Source organism: Variovorax sp. J2L1-78, from assembly GCF_030317205.1.
Taxonomy (GTDB): Bacteria; Pseudomonadota; Gammaproteobacteria; order Burkholderiales; family Burkholderiaceae_C; genus Variovorax; species Variovorax arabinosiphilus.
Genome location: NZ_JASZYB010000001.1, coordinates 713,175 through 725,027 on the forward strand (window position 1 = coordinate 713,175; position 11,853 = coordinate 725,027).

14 protein-coding genes are annotated in these 11,853 nt (G+C 71.3%); 7 read left to right on the forward strand and 7 right to left on the reverse strand.

The genetic code is table 11. The features are described from left to right. The first annotated feature begins 10 nt into the window (after positions 1 to 10). The 7 genes from QTH86_RS03395 (at position 11) to QTH86_RS03425 (ending at position 6,245) form a co-directional block, all read left to right on the forward strand. Positions 11 to 841, forward strand: coding sequence for a polysaccharide deacetylase family protein (locus QTH86_RS03395; protein ID WP_286646067.1), 831 nt, complete (start codon positions 11 to 13; stop codon positions 839 to 841). Next, positions 838 to 1,587, forward strand: a complete 750-nt coding sequence (locus tag QTH86_RS03400; protein WP_286646066.1) for a class I SAM-dependent methyltransferase — start codon at positions 838 to 840, stop codon at positions 1,585 to 1,587. The genes QTH86_RS03395 and QTH86_RS03400 overlap by 4 nt, the downstream gene beginning before the upstream one ends. Beyond that, entirely contained in the window at positions 1,584 to 2,060 is a 477-nt protein-coding gene (locus tag QTH86_RS03405) for a hotdog family protein (RefSeq protein WP_286646065.1), read from the forward strand. The genes QTH86_RS03400 and QTH86_RS03405 overlap by 4 nt, the downstream gene beginning before the upstream one ends. A gap of 5 nt (positions 2,061 to 2,065) precedes the next feature. Next, on the forward strand, positions 2,066 to 2,797 hold the full coding sequence (gene fabG, locus QTH86_RS03410; RefSeq protein ID WP_286646064.1) for a 3-oxoacyl-ACP reductase FabG: 732 nt from the start codon (positions 2,066 to 2,068) through the stop codon (positions 2,795 to 2,797). Positions 2,798 to 2,832: 35 nt separating this feature from the next. Then, entirely contained in the window at positions 2,833 to 4,167 is a 1,335-nt protein-coding gene (gene chrA, locus QTH86_RS03415) for a chromate efflux transporter (RefSeq protein ID WP_286646063.1), read from the forward strand. 124 nt (positions 4,168 to 4,291) lie between these two features. Continuing rightward, positions 4,292 to 4,723, forward strand: a complete 432-nt coding sequence (locus tag QTH86_RS03420; protein WP_286646062.1) for a DUF2141 domain-containing protein — start codon at positions 4,292 to 4,294, stop codon at positions 4,721 to 4,723. Between the two features lie 13 nt (positions 4,724 to 4,736). Further along, positions 4,737 to 6,245 carry a carotenoid oxygenase family protein gene (locus QTH86_RS03425; protein ID WP_286646061.1) on the forward strand — a complete coding sequence of 503 codons (1,509 nt, stop codon included), beginning with the start codon at positions 4,737 to 4,739 and terminating at the stop codon, positions 6,243 to 6,245. 17 nt (positions 6,246 to 6,262) lie between these two features. On the opposite strand, the gene QTH86_RS03430 is transcribed toward QTH86_RS03425, so the two are convergent. The 7 genes from QTH86_RS03430 to QTH86_RS03460 are packed head-to-tail and all read right to left on the reverse strand — an operon-like array spanning position 6,263 to position 11,837. After that, the gene (locus QTH86_RS03430) at positions 6,263 to 7,468 is read right to left on the reverse strand and encodes a beta-ketoacyl-[acyl-carrier-protein] synthase family protein (RefSeq protein ID WP_286646060.1); all 1,206 of its coding nucleotides are present in this window, start codon (positions 7,466 to 7,468) and stop codon (positions 6,263 to 6,265) included. A gap of 15 nt (positions 7,469 to 7,483) precedes the next feature. Then, on the reverse strand, positions 7,484 to 7,723 hold the full coding sequence (locus QTH86_RS03435) for an acyl carrier protein (protein ID WP_286646059.1): 240 nt from the start codon (positions 7,721 to 7,723) through the stop codon (positions 7,484 to 7,486). After that, the gene (locus tag QTH86_RS03440; RefSeq protein WP_286646058.1) at positions 7,720 to 8,424 is read right to left on the reverse strand and encodes a phosphatase PAP2 family protein; all 705 of its coding nucleotides are present in this window, start codon (positions 8,422 to 8,424) and stop codon (positions 7,720 to 7,722) included. The genes QTH86_RS03435 and QTH86_RS03440 overlap by 4 nt, the downstream gene beginning before the upstream one ends. After that, a complete protein-coding gene (locus QTH86_RS03445) occupies positions 8,421 to 9,197 on the reverse strand; it encodes a glycosyltransferase family 2 protein (protein WP_286646057.1) in 777 nt (258 codons plus the stop codon). Before QTH86_RS03445 ends, QTH86_RS03440 begins: the two co-directional genes overlap by 4 nt. Continuing rightward, positions 9,164 to 9,961: a lysophospholipid acyltransferase family protein gene (locus tag QTH86_RS03450; protein ID WP_286646056.1), complete on the reverse strand. Its 798-nt coding sequence runs from the start codon at positions 9,959 to 9,961 to the stop codon at positions 9,164 to 9,166. Before QTH86_RS03450 ends, QTH86_RS03445 begins: the two co-directional genes overlap by 34 nt. Before the next feature lie 16 nt (positions 9,962 to 9,977). Further along, a complete protein-coding gene (locus QTH86_RS03455; protein ID WP_286646055.1) occupies positions 9,978 to 11,009 on the reverse strand; it encodes a chorismate transformation FkbO/Hyg5 family protein in 1,032 nt (343 codons plus the stop codon). Positions 11,010 to 11,066: 57 nt separating this feature from the next. Continuing rightward, on the reverse strand, positions 11,067 to 11,837 hold the full coding sequence (locus QTH86_RS03460) for a class I SAM-dependent methyltransferase (RefSeq protein WP_286646054.1): 771 nt from the start codon (positions 11,835 to 11,837) through the stop codon (positions 11,067 to 11,069). Positions 11,838 to 11,853 lie beyond the last annotated feature (16 nt).

Below are 11,853 nucleotides of genomic sequence, written 5' to 3' on the forward strand. Positions count from 1 at the left end.
AAGGCGCGCCATGACGTCCGCCACCGTTCCTCCGATGTCCTCCGCCACGTCGATGCCGCTCATCTTCCCGGCAAGTGCGCTGCTGCACGTGGGCGCGCTGGCGGCGGCCGTGTGGGTGCCCGGTGCGCTGCCCTGGGCGATCGGCGCGGTGGTGCTCAACCATGCGCTCATCACCGGTGCCGGGCTCACGCCGCGCAGCCGCCTGTTGGGGCCGAACGTCACGCGCCTGCCCGCGGCCGCCGTGGCGCGTCGCGAAGTCGCGCTGACCATCGACGACGGACCCGACCCGGTCGTCACGCCGCAGGTGCTCGACGTGCTCGAGGCCTATGGTCAGCGCGCCACCTTCTTCTGCATCGCCGACCGCGTGGTGGCGCATCCCGCGCTGGCCCGCGAGATCGTCGCGCGCGGCCACAGCATCCAGAACCACACGGCGCGCCATCGGCACGACTTCTCGTTCCTCGGGCCCCGTGGCTATGCCGCCGAGATCTCCCGCGCACAGGACCTGCTCACGCAGGCGACCGGCGAACGCCCGACCTGCTTTCGCGCGCCGGCCGGCCTGCGCAATCCCTTTCTCGCCCCGGTGCTGCAGCGCCTGGGCCTGTCGCTGGTGAGCTGGACGCGGCGCGGCTTCGACACGCGCGAGCGCGACCCGGCCAAGGTGCTCGAGCGCCTGGTGCGCGGGCTGGCCGCCGGCGACATCCTGCTGCTGCACGACGGCAACGCCGCCCGCACCGCGACCGGCCGCCCGGTCGTGCTGGAGGTGCTGCCGCCGCTGCTGGCACGGCTGAAGGCCGACCGCCTGCGCGCCGTGACCCTGCCCGACGCACTGAAGGACGCATGAGCAACACGCTGTCGACCGACGCGGCCTGGCGCCGCCTGCACGAGGAGGCCACCGCGCCATACCGACAGTCCGGCCGGTTCGGCTGGCACTTCGCGCGCGGCAAGCTGGGGCGCGACCCGGCCTTCCGCGGCATGCTGGAGCGCCAACTGATCGGCGCGCGGCATGCGCGCGTGCTCGACATCGGCAGCGGCCAAAGCCTCACGGCCAGTCTCTTGTCGGTCGCCGCATCGATGCAGACGCAAGGCCACTGGCCGAGCGCCTGGCCGGCGACGCCCGCACGCATCGACTACACCGGCATCGAGCTGATGCCCAGGGACGTGGCCCGCGCGCAGGCGGCGCTCGGCCATCTGCAACCCGCACCACGCATCCTGTGCGCGGACATGTGCAGCGCGCCGCTGCCGGCCTGCGACCTGGTCGTGATCCTCGACGTGCTGCACTACGTCGACCTCCCGGCGCAGGAAGGCGTGCTGCAGCGTGTGCGCGACGCGCTCGCGCCCGGCGGGCGGCTGCTGCTGCGCGTCGGCGATGCGGCCAGCAAGCGTCGCTACGCCATCAGCCAATGGGTCGACCACACCGTGACGCGCGTTCGCGGGCACCGGGTGTCGCCGACCTGGGGCCGCACGCTGGTCGAATGGACCACGCTGCTGCAGCGCCTGGGCTTCGCCGTACAGAACATCCCCATGAGCCAGGGCACGCCCTTTGCCAACGTGCTGCTGGTCGCCGACCTCGAACCTGCATCGCCATGACGACACCCCAGACCCTCGACCGCGCCGGCATCGCCCGCCGCATTCCCCACAGCGGCAGCATGTGCCTGCTCGACCGGCTGGAAGCCTGGGACGCCGAGGCGATCCACTGCAGCACGGCGAGCCATGCGCTACCCGACAACCCGCTGCGCACCGCGAGCGGGCTGATGGCGCCCAACCTCGTCGAATACGCTGCGCAGGCCATGGCCCTGCACGGCGGCGTGCTCGCACCGGACGATGCCGAGCCCTCGGCCGGTTTCCTGGCCAGCGCGCGCAACGTGCGGTTCGCGGTCGACCGCTTCGACGACGTGGCGGACGCGCTGCAGGTGCACGCCAAGCGCCTGTCGGGCGACGCCAGCCAAGTGCTCTATGAGTTCGCCGTGAAGGACGCCGGCGGCCGCGCATTGGCCGAGGGCCGCGCGGTCGTCGTCCTCAACACCCCGCTGCCTCCCGCCACCCCTCCCTCGACGAAATGACCGCCATGTCCCTGTCCGGAAAACGTGCCCTCATCACCGGCGCCAGCGGCGCTCTCGGCGCGGCCATCGCCCAGCGCCTGGCGCGCGACGGCGCCACCGTGCTGCTGCATGCCAGCTCGCGCCCGCAGGCGGTCGAGGCACTGGCCGCCACCATCACCGCGGCCGGCGGCACCGCCGAATGCCATGTCTTCGACCTGCGCAGCGACGAAGCCACGGCCGCCGGCTGCGCCGCGATGCTGGTCGGCGGGCCGGTCCAGATCCTGGTGAACAACGCCGGCGTGCACGACGACGCGGTGCTGCCGGGCATGCGGCCCGAGCAGTGGCACAAGGTGATCGACGTGTCGCTCAACGGCTTCTTCCGCGTCACGCAGCCGCTGCTGCTGCCGATGCTGCGCACCCGCTGGGGCCGCATCCTGAACATCTCGTCGGTGGCGTCGCTCACCGGCAACCGCGGCCAGGTCAACTACGCCGCCGCCAAGGGCGCGCTCAACAGCGCGACCAAGGCGCTGTCGCTCGAAGTGGCGGCACGCGGCGTGACGGTGAACGCCATCGCGCCCGGCATCATCGCGTCGCCGATGGCCGACGCCGTGTTCGACCCAGCCCTCATCCAGCAGATGGTGCCGGTCAAGCGCGCCGGCACGCCCGACGAGGTGGCCGCGCTCGCCGGCTTCCTGGCCAGCCCTGACGCGGCCTATATCACGGGACAGGTCATCTCGATCAACGGCGGGATGGTCTAGTGGCTGGCGCGCCGCTCGGTGACGCGGCGCCGGGCGTGGCCCCGCTCGCCGTGGGCTTCTGGGAGGCCTTCCGCTTCTGGCTCAAGCTGGGCTTCGTCAGCTTCGGCGGGCCGGCCGGGCAGATCGCGATCATGCACACCGAGCTGGTCGAGCGCCGGCGCTGGATCAGCGAGAAGCGCTTTCTGCACGCGCTCAACTACTGCATGCTGCTGCCGGGCCCCGAAGCGCAGCAACTGGCGACCTACATCGGCTGGCTGCTGCACCGGACCCGCGGCGGCCTCGTGGCGGGCGGGCTGTTCGTGCTGCCGTCGCTGTTCATCCTGATCGGCCTGTCGTGGATCTACCTGCGCTTCGGCCATGTGCCGGTGGTGGCGGGCATCTTCTACGGCATCAAGCCGGCCGTCACGGCCATCGTGCTGCATGCGGCGCACCGCATCGGCACGCGCGCGCTGCGCAACCGCTGGATGTGGGGCATCGCGGCGGCGTCGTTCCTGGCGATCTTCGCCTTCGACACGCCGTTCCCCGCCATCGTGGTGGCCGCCGCGCTGGTCGGGCACTTCGGCGCACGACGTGCGCCCGCCGTGTTCACGCTCGGCGGGGTGCCCGGCCATACCGCGTCGGGCCACGGGCCGGCGCTGATCGACGACGACACGCCGCCGCCGCCGCATGCGCACTTCTCGCGTGTGCGGCTGGCGCAGGTGCTCGGCGTCGGGTTGGGGCTGTGGGCGCTGGCCATGGCGACCCTGGTCGCCACGCAGGGCGTGCAGGGCACGCTGACGCAGATGGGGTGGTTCTTCACCAAGGCGGCCTTGCTGACCTTCGGTGGTGCCTACGCGGTGCTGCCCTATGTCTACCAGGGCGCCGTCGAGCAGCACCACTGGCTGTCCGGTGCGCAGATGATCGACGGCCTGGCGCTGGGCGAGACGACGCCGGGCCCGCTGATCATGGTGGTGGCCTTCGTGGGCTTCGTCGGCGGCTGGCTGCACCAGGTACTCGGCCCCGACGCGTTGTTCGCGGGCGCCGCGCTGGCGGCCTCGGTGGTCACCTTTTTCACCTTCCTGCCGTCCTTCGTCTTCATCCTGGCCGGCGGCCCGGTGATCGAGGCGACGCACGGCCGGCTGGGCTTCACCGCGCCGCTGTCGGCCATCACCGCGGCCGTGGTGGGGGTCATCCTCAACCTCGCGCTCTTCTTCGCGTACCACGTGCTGTGGCCGCAGGGTTTCGGTGGGCGCTTCGACGCGGCGTCGGCCGTGATCGCGCTCGGCGCCGCCGTGGCGCTGTTCCGCTTCAAGGTCGGCGTGCTGCCATTGCTCGGCACGTGTGCCCTCGCCGGGCTGGCGTGGACCTGGCTGCTGCCGGCGCTGCGTTAGGGCCGTTCACCGAACACCGTCTTTCGGACGTTTCGCGACCGGCCGGCGCGTTTCGTCGCATCGTGCTGGCGAGGGTGCGCCTGACGCGCGATCGTCGGGGCTCCACTTTCGACGGAGCCCCCACATGCATCCCTTTCGCACCGTGTTCGCCTTTGCCGCCATCGCAGCGATGGTCGCCATTCCCCTGGCCGCGAGCGCGGCCGATCTCCGTGTCGCCGTGAGCGACGGGCCGGCCGTGCCGGCCACGCTCTATGTGGCGCTGTTCGACTCGGCCGATGCGCTGACGGCGGACAAGGCGCTGGCCGCGCAGACCCTCCCGATGCGCGACGGCAAGGCGCAGCTGGTGTTCGCCGGCCTGCCACCCGGACGCTATGTGCTCAAGTCCTTCGCCGATGAAAACGGCAACGGCAAGCTCGATGCGAACTTGGTCGGGGTGCCGATCGAACGCTACGGCTTCTCGAACGATGCCAGGGGCCGCATGGGCCCCCCGAGCTTCGACGCGGCCGCCGTGCCGCTCGAAGCCGCCGACAGCAGCATCGCCCTTCGCCTTCACTGAGAGGACTCGGGCCATGGACCGCCGTGAATTGCTTCGCCGGCTGGCTGCGGCCGGCAGCGCGCCTTTCCTCCTGCCGCTGGCTGGTCACGCTGACGGCACCAACACCCCCGACAGTTGGCAGACCGCCTTCGAGGCCTCGACCGCACCCTGGAAGCCGGGCTTCGCGTCGCTGCCCGGCGACCTGCCGCCGACGGCCGCCACGGTGCGCGGGCGCTTTCCCGACGCGGTCACCGGCACGCTCTACCGTGTCGGCCCCGCCGGGCACGAGGTCGGCGGCGAGCGCTACCACCACTGGTTCGACGGCGACGGCATGGCGCACCGCTTCGTGATCGACGGCCGGGAGGTCCGTCACCAGGGCCGCTATGTCGCGACCACCAAGCGCGTGCGCGAAGCGCGCGCCGGCCGCCGCCTGATCGAGGGCTTCGGCACAGTGTTCGCGGGCAGCGAGCCGCTGAGCTCGCCCGACGACATGAACGTCGCCAACATCAACATGCTGCCGATCGGCGGCGAGCTGCTCGCGCTGTGGGAAGGCGGTTCGGCCACGCGGCTGGACCCGCAGACGCTGGCGACGCGCGGCCTCAAGACCTGGCGGGCCGATCTGGCCGGCGTGCCGTTCTCCGCCCATCCGAAGATCGATCCGGATGGAACGGTCTGGAACTTCGGCGTCAGCGCGAGCAACGGCCTGCTGGTGCTCTACGAGATCGCGCCCGATGGCGCATTGCGCCGCGCCGACGCTCGGCCCGTGAGCCACCTGCCGATGGTCCACGACTTCGCGGTGACCGACAGGCACCTCGTGTTCCTGATGCCGCCCCTGGTGTACGACGCCGCGCGCAAGCAGGCGGGCGCGAGCTTTCTCGATGCGCATGTGTGGCGGCCCGAACTCGGCATGCGTGCACTGGTGATCGACAAGAAGGACTGGCAGCGTCAGCAGATGCTCGCGCTGCCGGCCGGCTTCCTGTTCCATCTGGGCAACGCCTGGGAGGAGCAGACCGCCGGCGGGACGGTGATCCATGTCGACTACGTCCGCGCGCCCGATGCCTCGAGCCTCTTCACGAGCACCCGCGAGCTCGTGCGGGGGCGCTATGTGCGCGGCCCGCAGGCTAGGCTGACGGTGGCCCGCCTGGACCTCGGCGCGGGCCGGGCGACGCAGGTCGAATGGCCCCTGGAGGCCGAATTCCCGCGCATCGATCCGCGCCGGGTCGGCCTGCGGCACCGCGAGGTGGTCCATGCCGCCGCGCCGATCGACGGCCGGCCGCTGTGGAGCGCGGTCGCACGCACCGACGTCGAATCAGGGGCTTCGCAACGCTTCAGCTACGGGGCGCAGGCGCTGGTCGAGGAGCATGTGGTCGTGCCGGATGGCGAGCGTCCGGGGTGGGTGCTCGGGACCGCCCTCGACTACGCGCAGGGGAAGACGGTGCTGTCGTGCTTCGCCGCCGATGCGCTGGCCGACGGGCCGGTGGCGCAGGCGACCTTGCCCTATGCGCTGCCGCTGGGACTGCACGGGGCGTTCGTGGCGGCCTAGGGCCTGCCCAGGTCCGCTCAGCGGGCGAACAGCAGGACCGAGTTCGTGCCGCCGAAGGCGAAGGAACTGCTGATGGCGGCGTGCAGCTGCGAAGCCTGCGCCCCAACGTTCCGCACCAGGTTCAGCGCGCAGGCGGGGTCGGTCGCCTCGCCATGTGCATTCGGCGGCAGTTGCTGCGCGCGCAGCGCCATCACGGTGATCACGGCCTCCAGCGCACCGGCACCCCCGAGCAGGTGGCCGTGCAGCGCCTTGGTCGAACTCACGCGCAGGTCGTCGAGCGCATCGCCCCAGACGGCGGCCAGTGCCTCCCGCTCGACCGCATCGCCGATGCGCGTGGCCGTTCCATGCGCATTGCAGTAGCCGACGTCGCGCGGTGAGAGGCCGGCCTGGCGCAGCGCGGCACGCAGGGCACGGGCCTGGCCTTCCACGTCGGGCTTGGTGAGGTGGGTGGCGTCGCAGCTGCTGCCCCAGCCGGCCAGCGTGGCATGCAGCGTGGCGCCACGGCGGCGCGCGTGCGCTTCCGATTCCAGGACCAGGAAGGCCGCTCCTTCGCCCAGCGCGAAGCCGCTGCGGTCGGCGGCGAAGGGCTTCACCGCCGTAGCCGCCTCGCCCGGCTGGAAGTGGGCCAGCGTCTGCATGGCCTGCCAGGCCAGCACGACACCCGGGACGATCAGCGATTCGCTGCCGCCGGCGATGGCCACGTCGATCTCGCCGTGCCGCACCGCCTTGGCCGCTTCGGCGATGGCCAGCGACGACGACGCGCAGGCCACGGAATAGGTGAGCACGGGGCCCTGGGCGTGGTGGCGCATCGCCACGTGCGAGGCCGGGGCGTTGGGCATGAAGGCCGGGATGGTGAGCGGCGGCACGCGGCCGTTGTTGCTGCGGTAGGCGGTCTCCAGTGCGGCGGCGCCGCCCATGCCGCAACCGGCGAAGACGCCAATGCGATCCGGGGCGACCGCGTCGGCGGCCAGTGCGGCGTCGCGCCAGGCCAGGTCGGCCGCCGCGACGGCGAGCTGGCTGACCCGGTCGACGCCAGCGAGCTGCAGCTTGGTGAACCAGCGGGCGGCGTCGAAGTCGACCGTGGCGGCCGCCGCAGGCTTGGGCAGTTCGGGAAAGACCGGGCGGATGGCGGATTCGCCCCGCATCAACGCGGCAAAAAGGGCGTGCGGGTCGTCGCCGTGCGGCGCAACGACACCCAGACCCGTGACGACGACAGCGCTCATCGTGGCGGACGGCCCTCAGGCGACCTTGGCGGCGCGCATCTTGTCGACCAGCGCGGCGAGCTCGGCCAGCGTGTCGATGTTCGGGTTGTCGTCGGGGACTTCGATGCCGAACTTGTCCTCGATCTCGAAGATGAATTCGGCCAGGGCCAGCGAGTCGAGACCCTTCTCGCGCATCGAGGCGTGGGGGTCCAGTTCGGACGACGGGATGCCGTACTTCTCCTGGATCAGGTCCTGCAATTCCTTCAACGAACTCATGGTGTGTTTTCCGCTCTGCGAGTCGTGGTCGATGATAGCTGCTGGGCCCCGGGCCTCCAGCGCATCGAGGCCCATGCGAAGGCGAGGCCGAGCGCGGCGCCGGCCAAGGCGTCGAGCGCCACGTGCTGCTTGACGGCCAGCGTCGACCAGGCGATGGCGATGAACCACAGCGCGTTGCCCGCGCGCAGCCAGCGCGGCACGAGGGCATCGCGCAGCACCTGCTCGATGCGGATGGCGGTGAACATCGCGGTGGCCACGTGCAGCGACGGGCAGGCATTGCCGGCCGCGTCCACGCCCTGCAGCAGCGCGAAGCCCGGGTAGCCCGACGCATCGAAGCCCAGCGGCGGCACGGCGGTCGGCCAGAGATAGAACAGGAGCAGGCCGGTGAGGCACATCGCCATGAGCCAGAGGCCGTACACCACGAGCTCCCAGAAACCGCGCTGCAGCCCCGGCCCCACGCCGATGTAGAACCACAGGCTCAGGTAGATGAAGAGCGCCCCCGGCTGGAAGCCGATCCAGCGGTCGAGCGCCGTCTCGGGCATCACGACGACCGGGAACACCGGGTTGCGCAGCACGTAGAAGTAGCCGATGAAGAAGGCCGAGGTCACGGCGGTGGTGCCGAGCATTTTCAGCCACAGCAGCTTGCGCATGCGGTAGCCGATCTCGGCGGTCCACGGCGAGAGGGGCTGGGGGTGCTTCAAGGCTGGTACGGCGGCAGGCCGCGCAGTCGCTTCACGAACAGCGACGGCAGGCGCAGCAGGAATTCGCCCATCAGGCGCGCGTGCATCCACGACAGCAGCAGGTTGTCGCGCACGTAGTTGAAGTGCGAGACGCCGCCTTCGGCCGCGCTGAGGTACTTCACCGGCGCATCGACATTGATCGGCTTGACGCCGCTCCACACCAGCCGCACCACGGCCTCGGTGTCGAAGTCGAAGCGGCGCATCCAGGGCTGGGCACGCATGACCTCGATCAGCGCGTTCACGGGGTAGATGCGAAAGCCGTAGAGCGAGTCGCCGACGCCGGCCCAGAGCGTCTCGATGTGGGTCCAGCCGTTGGAGAGCTTGCGCCCCCACACGCGGATCCGCGGCGCACTGGCGTCGAAGATCGGGCGTCCGAGCACCAGGGTGTCGGGCCGCGCCTGCGAGGCCTGCATGAAGGTGGGGATCAGGTCGGCCGGGTGCTGGCCGTCCGAATCCATCGCGAGCGCGTGGGTGAAGCCGGCTTCGCGCGCGGCCTCGAGCCCGCGCAGCACGGCGGCGCCTTTGCCCTGGTTCTCGGGCAGCTGCCACACGCGCAGGCCGGGGTCGGTGGCGGCGAGCCGCTGCAGGCGTTCGCCGGTGCCGTCGGTGCTGCCATCGATCACGACCCAGACCGGGTTCCATTGCGCACGTGCGGCCGCCACGGTGGAGAACAGGCGCTCGCCTGTGTTGTAGCTGGGAATCAGGACGAGATGGGTGCGCGAAGGTTCTTGCATTCGGTCGGCGCCTCGGTGGCGCTCTGTGTCATGGCGTGGCGAAAGTACTGTTCGATCTGCAGCAGCAGGGCGGCGCTGTTGGGCGTCGGCGCGAAGCGCTCGCCCAGGCGCAGCGTGAAGACCAGCGGCAGCGGCGGCACGCGCCACAGCGGCCAGCCTTTGCCGAGGTACGGCGAATCGGTGTCGATGAAGACGGTCTGGATCGGGGCTTGCGCCAGCTTGGCGATCAGCGTCACGCCGGAACAGAAGGGGTTGAGCGGCGGCGTCACCGTGCGCGTGCCTTCGGGGAAGATCACCAGCTGGCCACCACGCCGCAGGTCGTGCACCGCGAGCCGCACCATGGTGTGGGCCGAGTCGTTGCGGATGTAGTGCGCCAGCCGCGCGCCGGCGCCCAGGAAGACGTTCTTCATGAGCCCCGCCTTCATGATGCAGGCGCTGCGCGGCAGCCGCGCCACCAGCAGCAATGCGTCGAGCATGGTTGGGTGGTTGGCTGCGAGGATCAGGCCGCGCTCGTCGCGCAGTGCGTCGAGGCAGCGCGCATCGATGCGCATCATGCCGGTGACCGACGCGATCGCCCAGAACAGGCGGTAGGCACCGGCGATGACGCGGCGGCCGAGCGGCCGCGCGGTGTCCGGCGGCAGCACCGGGTACAGCAGCATCGCGATCAGGTTCCAGCCGAGCGACACCAGGCCGAGGCCCAGCAGCAGGGCGTAGAGCGGCGGCGCCAGGGCGATCGACAGGGCCCGGCGCGGCAGCGTCTTCATCGCGAGCCCACCTTCGTCACGCGCGGAGGGCCCCTGGCGCCACCGCGTGCGCCTCGATCTCGACCAGCAGGTCCTGGCGGCAGATGTCGGCCTCCAGGTAGACCGCCTGGCGCACCGTGGGCGCGTCGGCGCCGAGCGCGTCGACCAGCACCTGGCGGACCACCGGCGCATCGGCCACGTGGCGCACGTAGACCACGGCCTCGAGCGTCGGCAGGGCGAATCGGGCGCTGGTGCGTGCGTTCGCCGTGTCGATCACGGCCGTCAGGTTGCGCAGGGTTTCCGCGGTCTGCGCCCGCACGTCACCGAGGTGCACCGTCTCGTGGCCGATGATGCTGGCGGTACCGGAGATGAACAGCGCCACGTCGCCGCCGCCGAGTTCGGCCAGCGCGGCACGCGAGAAGGTCGGCGAGCGCGGGCCGTACGTTTCGGGATAGCGGTAGGCCGAGACCTGCCGCGGGTTCTCGACCGGCAGCGGCGCGATTTGCCCGGCCAGGAAGCGGATGCACAGCGAGCCCTGGCGGATGCCCAGCGCGCACGCGGCCGGCGCACCGTCGAAGGCGGCCTGGCCGGCATCGAGGAAGGCCTGCTGCCGGCCTATATTGAACTGGCGGTAGCGCTCGAGTCCGCCGCCGTCGCCGTTGATCTGCGGCAGGTAGTTCCAGATGCGCAAGAGGTGAGGGCAGCCGCTGTCGGCCAGCGCGCGGAACAGGTCGGCGTAGGCACGCTCGGCCAGCTTGGCGACGCCTTGCTGCTCGACGGCCTCGTCGAGGTCGATGGCGCCCAGCACCCAGTGGCCGTCGGTGCGCCAGCGCGCCACGCCGGTGGTGCCGGAGCGGATCTCGCCGCTGGCCTGCCAGACGTCGGCCATCGGACCGCCCGCGGACAGCACCTGGGCGTTCACCGTCGGCATCCAGGCCAGGTTGTCGGGCGTGCCGTAGCCCAGGCCGCCGAAGGGCGAGCGGCCGTCGGCGGCCATGGCCAGCCCTTGCGGCAGGGTGAGGCGCTCGACGCGCAACGGGGGGACTTTCAGCAGTTCACGCGCGCTCATGGAGGCTCCTGGATGGTCTTGCCGGCCTGGAGGCCGAGGTCACGGATGTTGCGGCATTCATGCGGTCTTGACGGCGGTGTACTCGGAGAACACGCCCAGCTCGACATGCCGACGCACGTCGCTGAAGCCGGCGTCGCGCAGCGCCTGCACGACCTGCTCGGGCGGAATGCAGGCTTCGATCGTGTCCCAGTAGTAGCGCCACAGCTCGGCCGTGTCGTGGCGCCGGCCGATGAAGCGGGCGATGAGCGGCACCACGGCGCGCATGTAGGCCTTGAGCAGGGCCGTGCCGATGCGGCCGCGCGGCTTGCTGATCTCGAGCACCAGCACCCGGCCACCCGGGCGCAGCACGCGATGGAATTCGCCGAAGGCAGCCGCCACGTCGCTGATGTGCCGCAGCGCGTAGCCCATGCTGACGAAATCGCTGCTGGCATCGGGCCGCGGCAGGGCTTCGGCCTTGCCCGGGACCAGTTCGACGCCGGGCAGGTCGATTTCCTTCATCATGCCGGCGCTCGGGTCGACGCCGACCAGGCGGCCGGACGGGCCGACGAGGCGCAGCGCCTCGCGCGCCACCAGGCCGGTGCCGATGCCCACGTCGAGCACCTCGGCACCCGTGCGCAGTCCGGCGCGCAGCAGGGCGCTGCGGCGGTACCAGGGGCCGGAACCGAAGGCCAGCACGCGCTCGATGCGGTCGTAGTCGGGCGCTGTGTCATCGAAGATGCGACGCAGGAAGGCCTGGTGTTCGTCCTCGTTCCCGTAGTAGAGCGGCAGTGGCGCGTGGGGAGGCAGCAGCACCGGGTCGGCGGGGGCGGTCGAGGGCAATGGCGTCATCGGCGGATTATCCCCA

Excerpts from the sequence above, each read along its gene's own strand:
- QTH86_RS03395 (WP_286646067.1), top strand. The coding sequence starts at position 11 with ATGACGTCCGCCACCGTTCCTCCGATGTCCTCCGCCACGTCGATGCCG.
- QTH86_RS03400 (WP_286646066.1), top strand. The coding sequence starts at position 838 with ATGAGCAACACGCTGTCGACCGACGCGGCCTGGCGCCGCCTGCACGAG.
- QTH86_RS03405 (WP_286646065.1), top strand. The coding sequence starts at position 1,584 with ATGACGACACCCCAGACCCTCGACCGCGCCGGCATCGCCCGCCGCATT.
- fabG (WP_286646064.1), top strand. The coding sequence starts at position 2,066 with ATGTCCCTGTCCGGAAAACGTGCCCTCATCACCGGCGCCAGCGGCGCT.
- QTH86_RS03420 (WP_286646062.1), top strand. The coding sequence starts at position 4,292 with ATGCATCCCTTTCGCACCGTGTTCGCCTTTGCCGCCATCGCAGCGATG.
- QTH86_RS03425 (WP_286646061.1), top strand. The coding sequence starts at position 4,737 with ATGGACCGCCGTGAATTGCTTCGCCGGCTGGCTGCGGCCGGCAGCGCG.
- QTH86_RS03430 (WP_286646060.1), bottom strand. The coding sequence starts at position 7,468 with ATGAGCGCTGTCGTCGTCACGGGTCTGGGTGTCGTTGCGCCGCACGGC.
- QTH86_RS03435 (WP_286646059.1), bottom strand. The coding sequence starts at position 7,723 with ATGAGTTCGTTGAAGGAATTGCAGGACCTGATCCAGGAGAAGTACGGC.
- QTH86_RS03445 (WP_286646057.1), bottom strand. The coding sequence starts at position 9,197 with ATGCAAGAACCTTCGCGCACCCATCTCGTCCTGATTCCCAGCTACAAC.
- QTH86_RS03450 (WP_286646056.1), bottom strand. The coding sequence starts at position 9,961 with ATGAAGACGCTGCCGCGCCGGGCCCTGTCGATCGCCCTGGCGCCGCCG.
- QTH86_RS03455 (WP_286646055.1), bottom strand. The coding sequence starts at position 11,009 with ATGAGCGCGCGTGAACTGCTGAAAGTCCCCCCGTTGCGCGTCGAGCGC.
- QTH86_RS03460 (WP_286646054.1), bottom strand. The coding sequence starts at position 11,837 with ATGACGCCATTGCCCTCGACCGCCCCCGCCGACCCGGTGCTGCTGCCT.